This window comes from Streptomyces sp. NPDC058308, assembly GCF_042880275.1.
Classification (GTDB): Bacteria; Actinomycetota; Actinomycetes; order Streptomycetales; family Streptomycetaceae; genus Streptomyces.
The window spans coordinates 377,395-398,470 of record NZ_JBHVZA010000004.1 but is presented as its reverse complement, the minus strand read 5'-3'; the positions used below and the strand labels follow the sequence as shown (position 1 = coordinate 398,470).

The 21,076-nt window shown below is 71.3% G+C and carries 9 protein-coding genes; all 9 read left to right on the top strand.

The annotated features are described in order from the left end of the window. Nucleotides 1–9: 9 nt before the first annotated feature. The 9 genes from ACFVYL_RS08950 (at nucleotide 10) to ACFVYL_RS08910 (ending at nucleotide 21,045) form a co-directional block, all read left to right on the top strand. Nucleotides 10–11,268: an amino acid adenylation domain-containing protein gene (locus ACFVYL_RS08950; RefSeq protein ID WP_389713935.1), complete on the top strand. Its 11,259-nt coding sequence runs from the start codon at nucleotides 10–12 to the stop codon at nucleotides 11,266–11,268. Beyond that, the gene (locus ACFVYL_RS08945; RefSeq protein ID WP_389713934.1) at nucleotides 11,265–11,477 is read left to right on the top strand and encodes an MbtH family protein; all 213 of its coding nucleotides are present in this window, start codon (nucleotides 11,265–11,267) and stop codon (nucleotides 11,475–11,477) included. The genes ACFVYL_RS08950 and ACFVYL_RS08945 overlap by 4 nt, the downstream gene beginning before the upstream one ends. 17 nt (nucleotides 11,478–11,494) lie before the next feature. Next, on the top strand, nucleotides 11,495–14,809 hold the full coding sequence (locus ACFVYL_RS08940) for an amino acid adenylation domain-containing protein (protein WP_389713932.1): 3,315 nt from the start codon (nucleotides 11,495–11,497) through the stop codon (nucleotides 14,807–14,809). A gap of 59 nt (nucleotides 14,810–14,868) precedes the next feature. After that, entirely contained in the window at nucleotides 14,869–15,663 is a 795-nt protein-coding gene (locus tag ACFVYL_RS08935) for an alpha/beta fold hydrolase (RefSeq protein ID WP_389713930.1), read from the top strand. Then, entirely contained in the window at nucleotides 15,660–16,652 is a 993-nt protein-coding gene (locus ACFVYL_RS08930; RefSeq protein ID WP_389713929.1) for a methyltransferase, read from the top strand. The genes ACFVYL_RS08935 and ACFVYL_RS08930 overlap by 4 nt, the downstream gene beginning before the upstream one ends. 144 nt (nucleotides 16,653–16,796) lie before the next feature. After that, nucleotides 16,797–17,525, top strand: a complete 729-nt coding sequence (locus ACFVYL_RS08925; RefSeq protein WP_389713927.1) for a sulfotransferase family protein — start codon at nucleotides 16,797–16,799, stop codon at nucleotides 17,523–17,525. A 407-nt stretch (nucleotides 17,526–17,932) separates the two neighbouring features. Further along, complete coding sequence (locus ACFVYL_RS08920) at nucleotides 17,933–19,228, top strand: phosphatase PAP2 family protein (protein WP_389713968.1); 1,296 nt, start codon at nucleotides 17,933–17,935, stop codon at nucleotides 19,226–19,228. Nucleotides 19,229–19,601: 373 nt separating this feature from the next. Then, nucleotides 19,602–20,558, top strand: a complete 957-nt coding sequence (locus ACFVYL_RS08915; protein ID WP_389713926.1) for a YihY/virulence factor BrkB family protein — start codon at nucleotides 19,602–19,604, stop codon at nucleotides 20,556–20,558. Between the two features lie 91 nt (nucleotides 20,559–20,649). Then, entirely contained in the window at nucleotides 20,650–21,045 is a 396-nt protein-coding gene (locus ACFVYL_RS08910) for a DUF2267 domain-containing protein (protein ID WP_389713924.1), read from the top strand. Nucleotides 21,046–21,076: the final 31 nt, after the last annotated feature.

Here is a 21,076-nt window from a genome sequence, read left to right as displayed (position 1 = left end):
ACCGTCTTCATGGTGCTCCAGGCCGCCCTGAGTGTGCTCCTGCACCGCCTCGGCGCGGGCACGGACATCCCCATCGGCACACCCGTCGCCGGTCGCGGCGAGGAAGAACTCGACGACCTCGTCGGCTTCTTCGTCAACACGCTCGTGCTCCGCACCGACCTCTCCGGCGACCCGACGTTCGAGGAGCTGCTCGACCGGGTCCGCGAGAGCGATCTCAGCGCCTACTCCCACCAGGACGTCCCCTTCGAGGGCTTGGTGGAGGCGCTCAACCCCACCCGCTCCCTGGCCCACCACCCGCTCTTCCAGGTCATGCTCGCCCTCAACAACACCCCGCGTGCGGCGATGGAGTTCGGCGGGCTCAAGGCCACCCCCCAGGCCGTCCGCCTTCAGTCCGCCCGGATGGACCTGTCCGTCAGCCTGGCCGAACAGCACGACGACGACGGCTCCCCCGACGGAATCAGCGGTGTGATCTCGTACCGCACCGACCTGTTCGACCACGGCACGGTCTCCGCCATGGCCGAGCGGTTCATCCGCGTTCTTGAGAGCGGCGTCGCCGCCCCGGCGCAGCGCGTGGCGTCGTTCGACGTGCTGTCGGAGGACGAACGGCGCCACGTCCTCGAAGAGTGGAACGACACGGCTACGCCGGAACTGGCCGGTAGCGCAGCCGAGTTGTTCCAGGAGCGCGCGGTGGCCGTACCTGACGCGATCGCGCTCAGCGCCGACGGCGTCCACGTCTCGTACGCGGACCTCAACGCCCGCGCCAACCGTCTGGCCCGCCTCCTGGTCGAACGGGGCATCGGTCCCGAGCACATCGTGGCCCTGGCCATCCCTCGGTCGCCGGACCTGATCACGGCGCTGCTCGCCGTGCTCAAGGCGGGCGCGTCCTATCTGCCGCTGGACACCACCTATCCGGTCGACCGCATCCGCTTCATGCTGCGGGACGCCCGTCCGAGCCTCGTCCTGGCCCACTCCAGCGCCGCCGACATCCTGTCGGAGCAGGACGACACGTCCGTCGTCGTCCTCGACACCCCCGCGGTACGGGAGCACCTCGCGGTCCTGGACGCGTCCGACCTCACCGACGCCGACCGGCTCGGCGCTCCGGACCCCGCCCACCCGGCGTACGTCATCTACACCTCAGGCTCCACCGGCACCCCCAAGGGCGTCACCGTCCCGCACCGGGGCCTCGCCAACTTCGCGCTCGCGCAGAGCGAGCAGTGGGGCATCGGCGTCGGATCCCGGGTGCTGCAGTTCCTGTCGCCCAGCTTCGACGCCGCCGCGTCGGAGTTCTTCACGGCCCTCCTGACGGGCGGCACACTCGTCCTCGCCGACGCAGAGCGGCTCACGCCCGGGCCCGACCTCCTCGAACTCCTGCGCACCGAAGAAATCACGCACTGCACGCTGGTCCCGTCGGTGCTGCGGGTGCTGTCCGAGAAGACGCTGCCGGGCTCGCTGACGCTGATCGTCGGCGGGGAGGCCTGCGGTCCGGAGATCGTGGAACGCTGGTCCGCGGGCCGGAAGATGTTCAACGCGTACGGGCCCACGGAGATCACGGTGTGCGCGACGTTGAGCGAGGCGTTGTCGGGTGCGGTGGTGCCGCCGATCGGTCGCCCGATCGCCAACGTGCGGACCTATGTCCTGGATGAGGGGTTGTCTCCGGTGCCGCCCGGGGTGCCCGGTGAGTTGTACGTGGCCGGGCCCGGTGTCGCCCGCGGCTACTTGAATCGGCCGGGGCTGACGGCGGAGCGGTTCGTCGCCGATCCGTACGGGCCTGCCGGGTCGCGTATGTACCGTACCGGGGACTTGGTGCGGTGGAACGGAGACGGCACGCTGCAGTTCCTGGGCCGCGCCGATGACCAGGTGAAGCTGCGCGGGTTCCGCATCGAACTCGGCGAGGTCGAGGCGGCGTTGACCGCCTGCCCCGGCGTGGCGAGTGCGGCCGCTCTCATTCGTGAGGACCGGCCCGGCGACCGACGTCTGGTCGGCTACGTCGTGGCCGAGGACGACGAGGCCGGCGGTGGCGCGGCTGGTGCGGGGCTCGACGTCGAACAGGTGAAGAAGGCCGTCGGTGCGCGGCTGCCCGAGTACATGGTGCCCACGGCCGTGGTGCTCCTGGACGCACTGCCCCTGAGCGCCCACGGAAAGCTGGACCTCCGGGCGCTGCCCGTGCCCGACTACACCCGCGCCACCACCCCCGCCCGTGCCCCCGGCACCCCGCACGAGCGGATCATCGCCGGGCTCTTCGCCGACGTCCTCGGCCTCGACGCCGACCGCGTCGGCGTCGACGACGGGTTCTTCGCCCTCGGCGGCGACAGCATCAGCTCCATCGTCCTGGTCACCCGCGCCCGCGAGCACGGTCTCGACCTCACGCCCCGCGATGTCTTCAAGGACCAGACGCCCGAGGCACTGGCCCGCAGGGCGCGACCGGTCGGCGACGACGGCGGCAGCGGGTACGGCCGGAGCGGCGGAGACGGCTCCGACGCCGGTCGCGCGGGCGTGGGCGAGGTACCGCTGACGCCGGTCATGCACTGGCTCCTCGAACCCGGCCACCCCTTCGACGCCTTCCACCAGTCCGTCCTCGTACAGGTACCCGGCGGCATCGACCGCGCACAGCTCGGCGACGTACTGCAGGCGCTCGTCGATCACCACGACATGCTGCGGGCCCGCCTCGTGCGGCGGGACGGCACCGACGCCGAGTGGTTCCTCGACGTCCCGCAGGCCGGTGCGGTTCAGGTCGAGCCGCACCTCGCCCACGTGGTGACCGCCGGTCTCGATGACGAGCGGCGGCGCGCACTCCTCGTACACCACGCGGAGCAGGCATGCGGACGGCTCGCGCCGCACGACGGGGTCATGCTGCAAGCGGTCTGGTTCGACAACGGACCGGTGGAGCCGGGCCAACTGCTGCTCTCCATCCACCACTTGGTGGTGGACGGTGTCTCCTGGCGAATTCTGCTGCCGGATCTCGCCGTCGCGGGAACGGCCGTACTCGCCGGACGTACACCCGAGTTGGCGCCGGTCGGCACGTCGTTCCGGCACTGGGCCCACAGACTCACGGAGCTGGCCGCCGAACCCCGCGCCACCGCGACGCTGTCGCAGTGGACCGAGATGCTGTCCCGGCCCGAACCGCGCCTCGGGCAGGACTCCGAAGACGCTCACGAGGTGGGGGGCACGGGGGACCGTTCCGCGCGCGACACCGCCGACACCCTGGCCTCGCTGCGCGTGCGCGTACCGGCCGAGCTCACCGAGGCGCTCCTGACCCGCGTGCCCGCCTCGCTGCACTCCACCACCAACGAAGTGCTCCTGACCGGGCTCGCGGTCGCCCTCGCCGGCTGGCGCGACGCTCCCCGGCACACCTCCACGCACACCTCCACCCTCATCGACCTGGAGGGACACGGCCGCCAGGACGACCTCGCCGGGGCCGACACCGCCCGCGTCGTCGGCTGGTTCACCAGCATGGCACCGGTCCGGCTCGACCCGGGCGCCGTACCGGCCGCCGAGCTGCGCACCGGCGGCCCCGCGGTCGGCCGTGCGCTGCAACAGGTCAAGGAGCAGCTGCGCGCCGTCCCCGACAACGGATTCGCCTACGGGCTGCTGCGCCACCTCAACCCGGAGACGGCTCCCGTCCTCGCGCAACTCCCCGCCCCCCAGGTCTCCTTCAACTACCTCGGCCGGTTCACGGTGCCGGTCCCCGGCGCCGACACCGCGGCCGCAGACTGGCAGCAGGTCCCCGGCAACCCGTCGCTCGGCGGCCTGGACCCGCGCATGCGGGCCCCGCACCCGTTGATGATCAATGCCGTCACCGTGGACTCCGCCGACGGCTCCGCGCTGAGCGCGACCTTCAAATGGCCCGAGGCCCGCTTCCCCCGCCACCGCGTCCAGGAGCTCGCCGACGCCTGGCTGGCCGCGCTCGCCGCACTCGGCGCGCACGCCGAAGGACCGGCGGCCGCGGGCCGGACCCCCAGCGATCTCGACCTCGTCGACCTCACCCAGCAGCAGATCGCCCGACTCGAACAGCAGCACCCGGCGCTGGCCGACGTCTGGCCGCTGTCCCCGCTCCAGGAGGGCATGCTCTTCCACGCCCTCGCCGACGGCGCGGACCCCGACGCCCTCGACGTCTACATGGTCCAGATGGCGCTGCGCCTCGACGGTTACGTGGACGGCGAGGCCCTGCGGGCGGCGGCACAGCGCATGCTGGAGCGACACCCCAACCTGCGGGCGGCATTCCGCCACGACGGCCTCGACCGGCCGGTGCAGGTCATCGAGGACGGGACTCAACTGCCCTGGCAGTACGTCGACTTGTCCGACGGCGCGAAGGCCGGAGCCGACACCGAAGCGGCCCTGGACGAGTTCCTGAGCGGGGAGCGGGCCCGGCGCTTCGACCTGGCACAGGCGCCGCTCATGCGGTTCGCCCTGGTGCGCCTGGGCGAAGACCGCCACTGCCTGGCCATCACCCAGCACCACATCCTCACCGACGGCTGGTCCTCGGCCCTCCACATCAATGAACTCCTCGCCCTGTACCGGCTGTACGCATCCGGCGGCGACGACTCCGCCCTGCCCAGGCCGACCCCCTACCGCGACTACCTGACGTGGCTCGTGGAGCGCGACCGGACAGCGGCGCAGGACGCGTGGACGCAGGCGATGGCGGGGGCCGAACCGACGTACGCGGCGGCGGTCGCACCCTCGGCCGACCAGGGGTCCACATCCCTGCCCGAGCGGCTGGTGTCCCACCTGGACGCGGACACCACGGCGGAACTCGACGCCCAGGCACGCCGCGCCGGCGTGACCCTCAACACCTTGGTGCAGTGCGCGTGGGGTGTGCTCCTCGGCCGGATGACCGGTCAGGACGACGTGGTCTTCGGTGCCGTGGTGTCGGGGCGCTCTCCCGAGATTCCGGGTATCGAGGGCATGATCGGTCTGTTCATCAACACGGTGCCGGTCCGGGTGCGGCTGGACTCCGAGGACACGTGGGCCGATCTGGCCACACGTGTGCAGGACGAGCAGGGTGCGCTGCTGCCGCACCAGCACCTGTCCCTGACGGAGATCCAGCGGGCCGCCGGTACGGGCAGCCTGTTCGACACCGTCGTCGCCTTCGAGAACTACCTGTCCCCCCGCACCGCCAACCCCGCCGAGGATGCGGGAGGCCTGCGGGTCACCGGGGCCAAGGGCTACGACGGCGCCCACTACCCGCTGAACCTCGTCATCGTCCCCGGCCCCGAGCTGCGCCTGCGCCTCGACTACCGCCCCGACAACTACACCCGCCCGGACGCGGACGCTCTCCTCGACCGCCTGGTTCGTCTGCTGAGTTCTGTGGCTGAGGATGCGGGGCGGCGGGTCGGTGCGGTGGAGCTGCTCTCCGCTGGTGAGCGTGAGCGGGTGGTGGGTGAGTGGGGTGCCGGTCCGGCGGTAGAGGTGCTTGCGGAAACGGCCCCGGCTCTGTTCGCGGCGCGGGTCGCGCAGGCTCCGGATGCGGCGGCGGTGCTGGCTGCGGATGGCAACACCGTTTACTCGTACGGTGAGTTGGATGCGCGTGCGGATCGGCTGGCGCGGTTGCTGATGGACCGTGGGGTGGGGCCGGAGCAGGTGGTGGCGCTGGCGCTGCCGCGGTCACCGGAGCTGGTGGTCGCCGTCCTCGCGGTGTGGAAGGCGGGGGCGGCGTATCTGCCCATCGACACCGCGTATCCGGTGGACCGGATCCGCTTCATGGTCGAGGATGCCCGCCCGGCACTGGTCGTGACGGACACGACGAGCATGCATCTGTGGACGCAGGACACCTCCCTCGTCCTCCTTGACGATCCCGCTGTGCAAGCACAGTTGGCGGCTTCCGCCCCGGCCGGTCCGGTCGCGGCCGAGCTGGTCGCGGCCGAGCATCCTGCCTATGTCATCTACACCTCCGGCTCGACCGGGGTGCCCAAGGGTGTCGTGGTCACGCACGCGGGTCTGGTCAGTCTCGTGGCGTCCTCGGCGCCTGACCTCGGTGTGGGTCCGGGCAGCCGGGTGCTGCAGTTCGCCTCGCCCAGCTTCGACGCGGCCACCTGGGACTGGAGCCTGGCGCTGCTCTCCGGTGCCGCACTCGTAATCGCCGACGCACACGAGCTCGCTCCCGGCCCCGCGCTCACACGTGTCCTCTCCGACGCGGGCGTAACCTACTGCATGGTGCCCCCCTCCGCCCTGGGTGTGCTGGACACCGCACACATCCCGCCGTCGATGACGGTCGTCGTGGGCGGCGAGGCCTGCGGACCGGACACTGCCGCACGCTGGTCCGTGGGCCGGACCATGGTCAACGCCTACGGGCCGACCGAAGCCACCGTGTGCGCCACCCTCAGCAACCCCCTCTCGGGGCCGGAAATCCCACCCATCGGCCGCCCCATCGGCAATGCGCGGGTGTACGTACTGGACGGGGAACTCTCCCCGGTCCCCGCGGGAATGCCGGGTGAGTTGTACGTGGCGGGCGCGGGTGTCGCCCGTGGCTACCTCAACCGGCCCGGACTGACCGCCGAACGGTTCATCGCCGACCCCTACGGGCCCCCCGGGTCACGCATGTACCGCACCGGCGACCTCGCGTCCTGGAACAACGACGGCACCCTGCGCTACCTCGGACGCACCGACGACCAGGTCAAACTGCGCGGCTACCGCATCGAACTCGGCGAGATCGAAGCCGCGTTGACCGCCGCCCCCGGCGTCGCGAGTGCGGCCGCCCTCATCCGTGAGGACCGGCCCGGCGACCGACGCCTGATCGGCTACGTCGTGAGCGAAGCCGGAAGCGACGCCGAACCGGCCACCGTGCGCGCCCAGGTAGCCAACCGCCTGCCCGACCACATGGTCCCGTCCGCCGTCATGGTCCTGGACGCGCTGCCGCTGATGCCGAACGGAAAGCTGGACCGCAAGGCACTGCCCGCACCCGACTACGCCGCTACGGCAACGTCATCCCGGGCCCCGCGCGACGCACGCGAGGAGCTCCTGACCGGACTCTTCACCGAAGTCCTCGGCCTGGACCACATCGGCCTCGACGACAGCTTCTTCGACCTCGGCGGACACTCCCTGCTCGCCATGCGCCTCATCGGCCGCGTCCGAGCCGTACTCGGAGCGGACCTGGCCATCCGCGACCTGTTCACCGCCCCGACCGTCGCCACCCTGGCAGCCACCGTCCACGCCACGACAAACCCGGCCGCCCGACCCACCCTCACACCCGCCACACGCCCCGACCAGATACCCCTGTCATTCGCGCAACGCCGCCTGTGGTTCCTGCACCGCTACGAAGGACCCAGCGCCACCTACAACGTACCGATCGTGCTACGCCTGACCGGCACCCTGGACGTCGATGCCCTGTGTGCCGCGCTGGGCGATGTGGTCGCACGCCACGAGGCCCTGCGCACCGTCTTCCCCGACAACGACGGCCAGCCCTACCAGGACATCCGCCCAGCCACCGAAGCACAGCCCGAAATCACGACCGAAACACTCACCGAAGCGGAACTGACCGACGCGATCGACCGCACCGTCCGCCACCCCTTCGACCTCGCGACCGAACTCCCCCTGCGCGGAGCCCTGTTCACCCTCAGCGACACCACCGACGAGCACGTACTCGTCCTGGTCATCCACCACATCGCCGGGGACGGCTGGTCGATGGGACCACTGCTCCGCGACCTCAGCACCGCCTACACCGCCCGCCACGCAGCAGTCCCGCCCACATGGGAGCCGCTGCCGGTCCAGTACGCCGACTACACCCTCTGGCAGCACGAACTCCTCGGCGACACGGACGACCCCGACAGCCTGCTCACCACCCAACTCGCTTACTGGAAGCAAGCGCTGGCCGGGCTCCCTGACCGCATCGAGCTGCCCACCGATCACCCGCATCCCGAGCAGGCCGGAACCGAGGGCGGCGTGGTCGCGGTGCGCATCGATGCCGAACTGCACCAGGCCCTGGCCACCCTCGCGCGGTCACGCCAGACGACCGTCTTCATGGTGCTCCAGGCCGCCCTGAGTGTGCTCCTGCACCGCCTCGGCGCGGGCACGGACATCCCCATCGGCACACCCGTCGCCGGTCGTGGCGAGGAAGAACTCGACGACCTCGTCGGCTTCTTCGTCAACACGCTCGTGCTCCGCACCGACCTCTCCGGCGACCCCACCTTCACCGAACTCCTCGACCGCGTCCGCGAGAGCGACCTCAACGCCTACGCCCACCAGGACGTCCCCTTCGAAAGCCTGGTCGAGGCACTCAACCCCACCCGGTCTCTCGCCCACCACCCGCTCTTCCAGGTCATGCTCGCCTTCAACAACACCCCGCGCGCAGCGATGGAGTTCGTGGGGACGCAGGCCTCGGTGCGGCCAGCAGGCTTCCACGCGGCGCGCACGGATCTGGCCCTCAGCCTGGCCGAACGGCACGGCGAGGACGGCTCCCCCGACGGGATCTCCGGCTCCCTCACCTACCGCACCGACCTGTTCGAGCAGCACACGACGACCGCGCTGGTGGAGCGGCTGCTGCGCGTACTGCGTACGGTCGTGGCCGATCCCGACCAGGGCATCGCCTCCGTCGACGTACTGTCGGACGACGAGCGGCACCGGGTGCTCGAAGAGTGGAACGACACCGCCGTGCCCACCCGGCCCGGCACGCTCCCCGAGCTGTTCCAGGCGCAGGCCGAGGCCACGCCGGATGCCGTCGCCCTGATCGCCGACGGCACCCACCTCACCTATGACCAGCTCAACACCCGCGCCAACCGTCTGGCCCGGCTACTGAGGGAACACGGCGTCGGCCCCGAACACATCGTCGCCCTCGCCCTGCCCCGCTCACCGGAACTGATCACCGCACTCCTCGCCGTACTCAAGACCGGCGCCGCCTACCTGCCCATCGACACGGCCTACCCGGCGGAACGCATCCGCCACATGCTCCAGGACGCCCGCCCCACCCTCGTCCTCACCGACACCACCACCACCGGCCTCTGGCCGCAGGGCACCCCCACCGTCCTCCTCGACGACCCCGTCCTCCAGGCGCAGACGGCAGCACTCGACCCCACCAACCCCGCCACCACACCCGACCCCGCCCACCCCGCCTACGTCATCTACACCTCAGGCTCCACCGGCACCCCCAAGGGCGTCACCGTGCCCCACCGGGCTCTCGCCAACTTCATGGCGGACATGAGGGGCCGGGTCGGTGTGCGGGAGGGGGACCGGTTCCTGTCCGTGACGACGATCGCGTTCGACATCGCCGGGCTGGAGATCTACCTGCCGCTCCTGTGCGGCGCCGGAGTCGTGCTGCCCGGTGCCTCGGTGGCCAACGACCCGCTCGCCATGGTCCGGCTGATCGCCGAAGCCGGGGTCACCGTGGTCCAGGCGACACCTTCGCTCTGGCGGGAGTTGGCTGCGGCGCCCGGCGCGACGGGCCTCGGTCTGCGCCGTGTGCTGGTGGGCGGCGAGGCCGTCTCCGCGGACCTGGCGGAGACCCTCCGTGGTCTCGGCCGGGCGGTGACGAACGTGTACGGGCCCACCGAGACGACCATCTGGTCGACGGCCGCCGAGCTGGACCGTGCCGATGGCGGGGGTGCTCCGTCGATCGGCCGTCCGATCTCGAACACGCGGGTGTATGTGCTGGACGCCGCGCTGCGTCCGGTCGCACCGGGGGTACCGGGTGAGTTGTACGTGGCGGGGGCGGGCCTCGCGCGTGGCTACCTCAACCGGCCGGGTCTGACCGCCGAACGGTTCATCGCCGACCCCTACGGGCCCCCCGGATCCCGTATGTACCGCACGGGGGACCTCGCGTCCTGGAACAACGACGGCACCCTGCGCTACCTCGGACGCACCGACGACCAGGTCAAGCTGCGCGGGTTCCGCATCGAACTCGGCGAGATCGAGGCCGCGTTGACCGCCTGCCCCGGCGTCGCGAGTGCGGCCGTTCTCATCCGCGAGGACAAGCCCGCCGACCACCGCCTGGTCGCCTACGTCGTACCTGACGACGGCACGCCCCTTGACCCGCAAGACCAGCAAGACCTCCAAGGCCTCCAAGGCCTCCAAGACCTTCGGGATCGGCTGAAGCTCTCACTGCCCGAACACATGGTGCCCACAGCCCTCGTCCCCCTCGACGCGCTCCCCCTGACCCCCAACGGCAAGCTCGACCGCGCGGCCCTGCCCGCGCCCGACTACACCAGATCCACCAGTCCGACCCGGGCCCCCGGCACCCCGCACGAGCGGATCATCGCCGGGCTCTTTGCCGAAGTCCTCGGCCTGGACGTCGCCCTGGTCGGCAGCGACACGAGCTTCTTCGCCCTCGGCGGGCACTCGCTGCTCGCGATGCGGCTGATCGGCCGGATCCGTGCCGCCCTCGGCGCGCAGTTGCGGCCCAGGGACTTCTTCGAGGCGCCCACCGTGGCCGGGCTCGCCGAGCGGCTGCGCGGGGCGGCGAAGGCGGAGGGCGACGTCCTGCTGCCGCTGCACCTGGAAGGGGACCGGGCGCCGATCTTCTGCGTCCACCCCGCGGGCGGACACAGCTGGGGCTACTACCACCTCAAGGACCATCTGCCGCCGGGCCACCCGCTCTACGGGCTCCAGGCCCGCACCCTCCTTCAGGGCGCGGAGCCCCCGGCCACGCTCTCGGCGATGGCCGCGGACTACGTGGAGCAGCTGCGTTCGGTGCGGCCCAGGGGCCCGTACCACCTCGTCGGATGGTCGTTCGGCGGCCTCGTCGCCTTCGAGATGGCCACGCAACTGCAGGAGCAGGGCGAGGAGATCGCGCTCCTGGCCCTCCTGGACGCGTTCCCGACCACGGCGAAGAGCGGCGCCGAGCCGGTCCCCGCGGACGAGGACAGCATGCTGAGGATGATCGCCGCGAACGCCGGTTACGATCCGGAGGCCATCACCACCGTCGGTGCCGGTGAGCCGCTGACACCGACCGCGTTGAGCGCGTTCTTCCAGCAGGTCGGCGCGGTGATGGCCAACCTCACGGCGGACGACCTGCGGACGTTCGCACACACCCTGCGGCACAACGCGGGCATCGGCGCGGCGTTCACACCCGGTGTGTTCCGCGGTGACCTCCTCGTACTGACGGCGGAGCTCGGGCGGGACGGGTCCAGGACCGCACCCGGCAAGGGACGGGACGCCTGGACGGCACACGTCACCGGACGGGTCGGTGAGCACCAAGTTCCCTGCTCCCACGACGACATGTTGTTGCCGCACATCCTGAAGCCGGTGGGCGAGATCCTCTCCGGCGCCCTGCAAGCCCCCCCTCCCTCCATCAACTCCCTCCATCAACCCTCAACCCGTAACCCCCTCAAGGAGCTGACATGACGAACCCCTTCGAGAACCCGGACGGCACGTACGTGGTGCTCGTCAACGACGAGAACCAGCACTCGCTCTGGCCGGTCACCGTGGACGTGCCCGCGGGCTGGACCGTCGCGCACCCGAGCGACACGCGCGAGGCCTGCCTGCGCTTCATCGAGGAGAACTGGACCGACATGCGCCCGCGCAGCCTCGCGCAGCGCATGGCCGACAAGTAAGGAGATGGGGGAAGAGCGTGGTGTCCCCGACCGCCCGTCCCGCAGCCGGCTACGACCGTGCGCGGCACGGCATCCACAATCTGCGCCGTGCCGAGGTCATAGCCGACCCCCGGCTCTACTGGAAGGCGATTTCCGAGCTTCCGCCCGTCTTCTACGACGAGGTGGGAGGCGTCTGGGTCTGCTCCGGGTACGCCGAGTCGGTCGAGATCCTCGCCAACCACCGGGCGTTCTCGTCCGCGCGCCACCACTCCCCCGACGATCTGGCGGCGCGCGGCATGAGCGGCATCGTGCCGACCGCCGAGATGCTGTCCGCCCAGTTCCTCTTCAACGACCCGCCCGATCACACCCGGATCAGGAGCGCCCTGCGCGGCGAGTTCGCACCGGCCGCCATGGACCGGCAGGACCCGGCCCTGCGGGCGATCGCCGACCGGGTCCTGGCCACGCTGCCCGACCACGGACCCATCGATCTGGTACGGGACTTCGCGGAACGGCTGCCCGAGCACCTGATGACCCATCTGCTCGGCATGGCGGGCCGCGGCACGGAACTCACCGAGTGGGCCGACGCCTACGAGCGCCTGCTCAGCAGCGTCTCCACCTTCCCCAGCCGGGCCGACCTGGAGACGGTCCCGCTCCTCGACAAGGCGCTCGCCGGGCTGCGCGAGCTGGCCGCCGAACGTCTCGCCGCGCCCGGTGACGACCTCGTCTCCACCCTGGCGACGGCCCTTCGGGACGACTTCGCCTTCGGTCCCGCGCAGGAGCCGCCCGCCGAGCTGCTCCAGCTCGTCGCCGCCAACGCGCTGGTCCTGGTCGCCGGCGGCTATCAGACCCTGACCCACCTCGTCTCCAGCGGACTGCTGTTGCTCGCGGAGAACCCGGAGCAGCTGCGGCGGCTGCGGCAGGACCCCTCGCTCGTCGACTCCGCCGTGGCCGAGGTGCTGCGGATCGACGGTTCGAGCCAGTACGTGGGCCGGCACGCCGTGCGCGACATCGAGGTCGGCGGGGCGCGGATGGGGGCCGGGGACGGCGTCCTCGTCCTGCTCGCCGCGGCCAACCTCGACCCCCGCAAGTTCACCGATCCCACCGCCTTCGACATCGCACGCAGCGAGGGGCGCCACCTCGGGTTCGGCTCCGGCCCGCACTACTGCCTGGGCGCGCCGTTCGCCGAACGCCTGGCGCGCTGGGCCCTCCTCGGCTTCATCGAGCGCTACGAGCGGTTCGGGCTGTCGCCCGCGGAGTCGGACCCGGTGGAGTGGGGGCCGCACTGCAACACCCGCTCACGGCGCAGGGCAACGGTGCTCGTCGGCCGTACGTCCGAGACCGCGCCGACGGCTGACGCGGTACCGACGGTCGAGGCGGTGCCGGTGGCCGACGCGGTACCGACGGTCCAGACGGTGCCGGTGGCCGACGCCGTGCCGGCTGTGGCGGTCAAGGCGCTCAGCGATCTCGAACGGCACCAGATCGTCGCCGAGTGGAACGACACCGGCGCCGACGACGGCGCCGCCCAGGTCTGCTGGCAGCTGCTCTTCGAGGAGCGTGCCCGACTGGCGCCGGACAGCACGGCGGTCGAGGACGAGGGCGTCGCGTACTCGTACGCGGACATCGACGCACTGGCCAACGGGGCCGCGCACCGGCTGCGCGACCTGGGCGTGGAGCCCGAGACGGTCGTCGCGATCAGCATGGAACGCTCCGTGCGGCTCGTCGTCGCCATCCTCGCCGTGGCCAAGGCCGGCGGCGCCTTCCTCCTCGCCGCCGCCGACTGCCCGGGCGAGCGCCTGAGGACCATGCTGGAGCAGACGTCCGCGCGGCTCGTCGTCGCCGACGACGCCACCGGTGACCGGATCGCGGCTCTGGGTGTCCCTGCCGACGTCGTACGGCTCGATCCGGCGGCGCGCGCCGCCGCCCCGCCGATCACCGGAGTCGCGCCGGGCAACACCGCGTACGTCGTGTTCACCAGCGGCACCACCGGTCGGCCTAAGGCCATCGCCAACAGCCACGAGGCGCTGACCAACCTGCACATCGCCCAGCGCAAGGTGTTCCGGATCCGGCCGGAGGACCGGGTGCTGCAGTTCCTGTCGCTGAACTTCGACGGCTGCATATCCGAGGTCGTCCTCGCCCTGCTGTGCGGGGCGACGCTCGTCGTCGCGCGGACCGCGCAGCTGACGCCCGGCCCCCCGCTGCTGCGGCTGCTGCGCGAGCGACGGGTGAGCGCCGCCATCATGACGCCGTCGGTGTGGTCGGTGCTCGGGCACGATCCGCTGCCGGGCCTGCGCGTCGCGGCCTTCGCGGGCGAGCGGCTGCCCGGCGCCCTGGTCCGCCGCTGGACGGCGCCGGGCCGCAGGCTCCTCAACCTCTACGGTCCCGCCGAGGCGGCCGTCTGGTCCACGTGGCACGAGTGCGCCGGTGAGGACGACCCGCCGATCGGGCGCCCGGTCGCGGGCAAGCGCGTCTACGTCCTGGACGAGGAGCACCGGCTCCTTCCGGCCGGAAGTCCTGGCGAGCTGTACATCGCCGGGACCGGCGTCGGCCGCTACCTGGGGCGCCCCGACCTGATGGCCGAGTCGTTCGTGCCCGACCCGTTCGCGGGACGGCCGGGACGGTTGATGTACCGCAGCGGTGACCTGTGCGTGTGGCGGGAGGACGGCACTCTGGAGTACGTCGGCCGCCGCGACCGGCAGGTCAAGATCCGGGGGCAGCGCGTCGAGCTGTACGAGGTGGAGCGCGTGCTGGAGAAGGCGCCCGGGGTGTCCTCCTGCCACGCCGTCGAGCGTGACAACAGGCTGCACGCCTTCGTGGTGCCCGAGCGGCCGGGTTCCTGGGACGAGCAGGCGGTGCGTCGCCATCTCGCGGAGCGTCTGCACGTCGGCATGATTCCGACGGTGTTCACCGTCACGGAGGAGCTGCCGCTCACGTCGAACGGGAAGGTGGGGCAGCGGCACGAGACGGCGGCGCCCGGGAAGCCCACGGCGGCCGAGCGGGTGCTCGCGCCGGAACCCGCGCCACCGCGTCAGGTAGCGCCGGAACCCGCGCCACCGGCCACGTCCGCCCCTGCAACCGCAGCCGTATCCGCGTCCGCGCCGGACACCGATGCGGGTTCCACCCGCGTCACATGGGAGCTGGCCCAGCTGCTCTCGACGTGTCTGCGCGTGCCGCAGGCGCAGGTGAAGCTGGACACCGACTTCTTCGCGGCAGGCGGTGACTCCTTGGCCATGGCCGAGTTCATGGCGGCCGCCGAGGACCGTTTCGGCGTGGTGATCGACATACAGCGACTGCTCGACGAGCCGACCCTGGTCGGCCTTGTGCAGCTCGTGAGCGAGGGGCGAACGGCTCGGTGAACGACGTAAGTACACACCCGACGGCACAGACCGGGACCGCGAAGGAGCGGGCGAGACCAGTGGTCAGCACCTGGGGAGACGGGGCGGAGACGACAGCCGCGGCTGCCGCCGCCCGGCCGCCCGTCATGATCGTGCACGGCTCGATGGACCGCGGTGACGCGTTCCGTCGCGTGGTCGACCACCTGCAAGGCCGCTCCGTCCTCGGCTACGACCGGCGCGGCTGGGGCACTTCCCGCCCGCTCGGGGGCGCGGACGTCGACTTCGCCGTGCATGTGCACGACCTTCGTACGGCCCTGGCGGGGCTGGACGCGCCGCCGGTCGTGCTCGGCCACAGTTACGGCGCCCTGGTGGCGATGGCCGCCGCGGCCGCGGACCCGTCGCGGGTCGCCGGGATCGTGGCCGTGGAACCGCCGGTGCGGTGGCTGCCCTGGTGGCCCGCCGACGACCCCTGGGAGCGGACCGTGCGGAACGCCGCCGCGGAGGGCGGTCCTGAGCAGGCGACACGGGCCATCCTCACCGAACTCCTCGGCTCGGCAAGCCGGTTGCACCTGGCCCGCGCGCAGCCGGCCGACCTCGCCGCGGACGGGGCGGCCCTCATCTCCGAGATGACGGACCCCACGGTCGACGCGCCGAGCTTCGACCCGCTGACGTTTCCCGTCCCCACCGTGGTGGCGGCCGGGTCGCGGTCGGCCGCGCACCACAGGGAAGTGGCGCAGCGCCTCGCCGAACTGCTGCCGCACGGCCGGTTCGCCGAGATCGCCGGTGCGCGTCATGCCGCGCACGTCAGCCACCCGCGGGAACTGGCCCAACTGGTACGAGAGATCGACATGAACGAGGAGCAGCAACACCGATGATGCCCAGCGCGCTTGAGAACTCCGTCTACGGACTCCTCTCCACTCCGGTGCTTCACACCGCCGTCGAGCACGGGGTGTTCGCCTCCCTCATCGAGGAGGGCCCGGACACCGCGCCCCGCCTCGCGGAGCGCCTCGACGTCGACCAGGACACGTTGGAGCGCATGCTGCTCGTCCTGACGTCCCTCGGCGTCGTCGAGCGCGCGGCGGGCGGGGAGTACGCCCTGACCTCCGACGCCGTGCCGTTCCTCGACCGCCGCAACAGCCGGTACCTGGGCGGGTTCATCAAGCACCTCACGCTGGAGACCCGGGGCCGGCTCGACCGCCTCGACTCCTACCTCTCCGAGGGGAAACCGGTCACGGAGGCGTCGCCGTTCGACGACGTGTACCGCGACGCGGAGTCACTGCGGGACTTCATGCGCGCCATGTGGGACCTGAGCTTCGGTGTGTCGCAGGAGCTGGCCGCCCTCGCGGGGATGGCGGGGACGAGGCGCCTGGTGGACGTGGGCGGGGCCACGGGCCCGTTCGCCGTGGCGGCGCTGCTCACCGACCCCGCGTTGCGCGCCACCGTCTTCGACATGCCGGCGGTCGGCCCCTTGGTCGGCGAGGACGCGGAAGCACGTCCGGTGGCCGACCGGCTCGACTTCGTGGGCGGCGACTTCTTCGCGGACGAACTCCCGCAGGGCGACTGCCTCGCTTTCGGCTACATCCTCTCCGACTGGGACGACGACACCTGCGTCACGCTCCTTGAGAAGGCATACCGTGCGTGCCGGGCTCCCGGCCGGGTCCTCATCATGGACCGTCTCTTCGAGGACGACCGCACCGGTCCGCTGGCCACCGCCGCGATGAACCTGGTGATGCACATCGAGATGGCCGGGAAGCACCGTACGGCCGCCGAGTTCATCGCACTGCTGGAGCGGGCCGGGTTCGGCGACTGCGAGGTACGCAGGGCGAGCGGCGAGAAGCACGTGGTCATAGGCCACAAGCGATAGCCGCACGTGAGCGGCCGGAATCCCACGGATGATCCCACGGGCGTTCCCACGGGTTGTGTCACAGGCGATCCCATGGACGATTCCAGATCCCATGGACGATTCCACGGACGCGCGAAAAGGCATGCAGCAGAATGGAGCTTCCTCATGAACGACGCACCACATCAAGGGCACAATCTCCTCTTCCTCTGGAGCCCTCCGCGCAGCCTCTCCACCGCCTTCCTGCGGATGATGATAGAGAGAGGCGACCACCTCGTCGTTCACGAGCCGTTCTCCAGCCTCGTGGTGCAGGGATACGCCGTCGTCGAGGGCGAAAAGATATCCGACCAGTATCAACTCCTCGACGCGCTCAAGGACATCTCGACGCGACGCCGAGTGTTCGTGAAGGAAACAACGGAGTACCGCTACGACATCGTCGACGCCCCGGAATTCCCCAAGATCGGCTGTCACACATTCCTGATCCGGGACCCCGAATCGGTGATCCCGTCGCACTACGCGATGAAGCCGGACATCACCTGCGCCGAGATCGGCTTCGAGCACCAATGTGAAATATTCCGCATCGTGCACGAAAGCGTCGGGGCGTGCCCCGTGGTCTTCGCGGCGGAGAGGCTGGCCGCCGAGCCCGCGGCAGTGGTCCGGGACTACTGCTCCCGGGTCGGCATCGACTTCACGGAGTCCCACCTCTCCTGGGAGCCCGAAAACCGGGAGGAGTGGAGCCGCACGAGGGAATGGCACGCGGACGCGGCGAGAAGCAAGGGTTTCCACCATGTTCCCCGGGTCTACCCGGAGAGAGTGGAGAACAACGCGACGCTGGCATCGTATTACGCGTACCAGTTTCCTTTCTACGAGCAAATGCGGTCTTTCCTGTCGGAATGACAGCGTGAAGGGCCCTGCGGAGGCGTGTCTGTCAGCAGGTTGAAGGCGGTCGAAGACGGTGTGAAACCCCACGCCCCGCACCACCGCAGGCGGGCCGTGCCGGAAGGAGCCGACCCGCGAGGCGGACCGGAGGCCCGTGTGGCCCGCCGCAGGGGCCCGTACCGCTCGCCGCACGCCGGGTGAGCACCGGTACCCATGCCCGGCGAAGCCGCCCGCACCGCTCCGATGGCATGATCGGTCTCCCGGCGGGCCTCCCCAGCGGCCCGTCCTCGCCGCCATCTAGCACATCGGTCGAACAATTGATATCCATCGCGTCGCGGGTGTTTTCACGAATAACACGAATAAACAGCGCACTGAGGTCCCCCTCGCTCCGTCGGCCACGGACGGTCCTGTGGGCCGTGGCCGGTGTGGTGACGCTCGCGTTCCTCATCGCCCTGGAGATCGCCGCGCGTCGCTACGGCGGCGTACCGGGGCCGATCACCAACCAGGCGCGCGAGGTGCTGTTCCCGCCCAAGCCGGGGCCGCTGTACGGCGGTCTGGCGCTGATGATGGTGGTACTCACCTGGCGGCAGCGGTTCATCGCGGCCGGCGCCGCGATCGGCATCGACGCCGTCTTCGTGATGGTGCGCTGGGCGGTCGACGCCGATGTGCCCGAGGACCACTTCTTCGGCAACGGCGCGCTGTGGGCGATGCTGGGCTGTGCGGTGTTCGCGCTCACGCGCCGCACCGGCGCGGAACGCGTCCTGCTCCTGAAGGGCGTCGGCCTCGGCCTGCTCCTCGTGGCCGGCCGCAAGACCGGCGACACCTGGCTCCTCATCACGTCGAAGACCCGGCCGACCGTGCTCGACCCGTACGTGGCGACCGCCGATCACGCGCTCGGCAACCCCTCATGGGCGGCGGGCCGGATGCTGGAGGCCACCGGCCCGGTCGGCACCCACCTCCTCGACGGGGTGTACGGGCAACTCGCCGTGGCCGCGATCGTCGTAGCGATCTACCAACTGCGCCACGTGGCCGCCGAGCGCCGCTTCCCGCGCCACCACCTGGTGCGCACCTTCCTGGTCATCGGTCTCCTCGGGCCTGCCGTCTACATGATCTTCCCGGTGGTCGGGCCGATCTTCGCGTACGGCCCCGGCACGTCCGGCACCGGCGGCGTGGAGTGGGCGGTGGTCGACCTGTGGCCGCACACACCGCCGCCGATCGGCATCCCGCACCCGGTCCCGTACGACGGGATCACCCCGCGCAACTGCATGCCCAGCCTGCACACGGCATGGGCCACCGCGATCTTCATCCACTCCCGCAAGGGCCCCAGACTGCTGCGCTACGCGGGGACGTTCTGGCTGACCGCCACGCTCGCCGCGACGCTGGGCTTCGGCTACCACTACGGCGTCGACCTCCTCGCGGGCGTGGTGTTCGCGCTCACGGTCGAGACGGGCCTGCGCGCGCTCGACCACGGCTGGGGCCGCCCCGCGATCCAGCAGGTCGCCTACGGCACCGCGGTCTTCACCGCGCTCCTGCTGTCCTACCGCTACCTGCCGGCGGACATGGCCCGGCACCCCTGGCTGGCGGGGCCCCTCCTCCTCCTGCTGACGGCCTCCGTGATCTACGGGTACGCGCGGACCATCAAGCTGTGGGAGCCGGAAGCCGCGAAGGCTTCTGGCGACCGTCCGGAACCCGGGCCTGAACCACAGCCCGCAGTGATCTGAGTCAGGTCCGGCCACAGGTCGAAGCCGCTCTCCGCCATCCAGGTGCGCACGAGCACCGGCCATGATGGGCTAAGATCATTCATGCCACCTCGCGCCGGACTTCCGGTCGGGGGACCGGCGTTGGTCGTCCAAGGAAAGACGCCCCGCTTCCTGCGGGGAAATGCAGGTGCAAGGCCTGCCCAGCGCTCCGGACAAGCCCTGGATTCCCGTGTACGGGAGTCCGGGGCTTTTGTCGTTCCCGCCCAATGACGTGCACCGGTGAACCGACAGGCGCGTCACAGCGCCCCGTGCCGCGTGTCCGAACAGCGGAACACGGACAAAGGAATGAAGAGGCGGCACTCTCGCCGCCGACCTGCCCGAAGGAGCAGCCCCCATGGACAGTCCACCGCCCGCCGCGCACGGAGCACCCGTCAAGCTCCCGCACGGTCGCGGGGCACGCTCCCCCCGTACGACCGGGACCGGCCGCTCCCCCGAGACCACCGACGCCCCCTCGGCCTGGGCCCTGCGGCGCACCGCCCTGCGCCGCACCCCCGTGTCGATGTGGAACGACGACGTGTCGGACTGGGCGGCGGCGCTGACGTACTACGCGATCCTCGCCCTGCTCCCCGCGCTGCTCGTCACCGTCAGCCTCATCAGTCTGGTCAGTCCCGCGACCACCCAGGAGCTGATCGCCGAGGTGACGGACTGGGCGCCCGCCGAGTCGGGCGGCTCCCTGCACTCGGCGCTCAGCGACATGGCGGACGCGCGCTCCGCGGCTCTCACGGTGGTGATCACCGGCGGGGTCAGCGCGCTGTGGTCCGCGTCCAGTTACGCGGCCGTGTTCCGGCGGGCGCTGCACGCGATGCACGGGGTCGAGGACGCCCGGCCCGCCTGGCGGAAGGCGCACCGTGTGCTCATGACCGCGCTCCTGCTGCTCGCCCTGCTCGCCGCCAGCGCGCTGCTCCTCGTGCTCAGCGGCTCCCTCGCCGAGAACGTGGGGCGGTGGATCGGTTTCGGCGACGCGGGACAGGCCGCCTGGGCCGTCCTGCGGTGGCCGGCCCTGGTCTGCCTGGTGGCGCTGCTCGTGCTCGTCCTCTTCCGCAACGCGCCGCCCGAGGCCCGCGGCTGGCGCCACATCCTGCCCGGCGGGGTGCTCAGCGCGCTGCTCTGGCTGCTGTCCTCGGGCCTGTTCACGCTGTACGCGGCCGAGATCGGCAGCTACGGCAAGCTGTACGGCTCCCTCGCCGGCGTCGTCGTCTTCCTGGTCTGGCTGTGGGTGTCCAATCTGGCGCTGCTCGCCGGGGCGCAGTTCACGGTGGAGATGGACCGGGCGCGGGCCGCCGTGCGGTGAGGTCCCGGCGCGGGCCGCACGCATCAGGTGGCCCGGCTCGGGTAACCGGATCGAGAACCGGACCCGAGACACCGAGACACACGGAGTCGGCATGGGCAGCACATCCTTGGAAGTACTCCTTGACCAAGTGCGGGCGCGAGGAGCCTTCGCCAGTCGTCAGCAGGCGGCGGGCGCCGTGGAGAACGTCCTGGCCATACTGGGTGCCCATCTGGTCGGGGACGACCGCACCGACCTCGCCCGCCTGCTGCCCGAACAGTGCGGGCAGGTGCTGGCCGGGGCGGAGCCGGCCAGCGAGCCGCTGACCCCCGGGGAGTTCGTCGACGCGGTGGCCGCGCGGACCGGGGACGACACCGCCGGGGCGCGCCGCGCCGTCACCGCCGTACTCGGCACGCTCGCGCGGGCGGCGGACGACGCGCTGCTGCGCCGCATCCTCACTCAGCTCCCGCCGGGGCACGCGGGTCTGTTCGGCCGCACCGAACCGATCTGAGCACAGCCGGCGGACACGGCGCTTCCTGGAG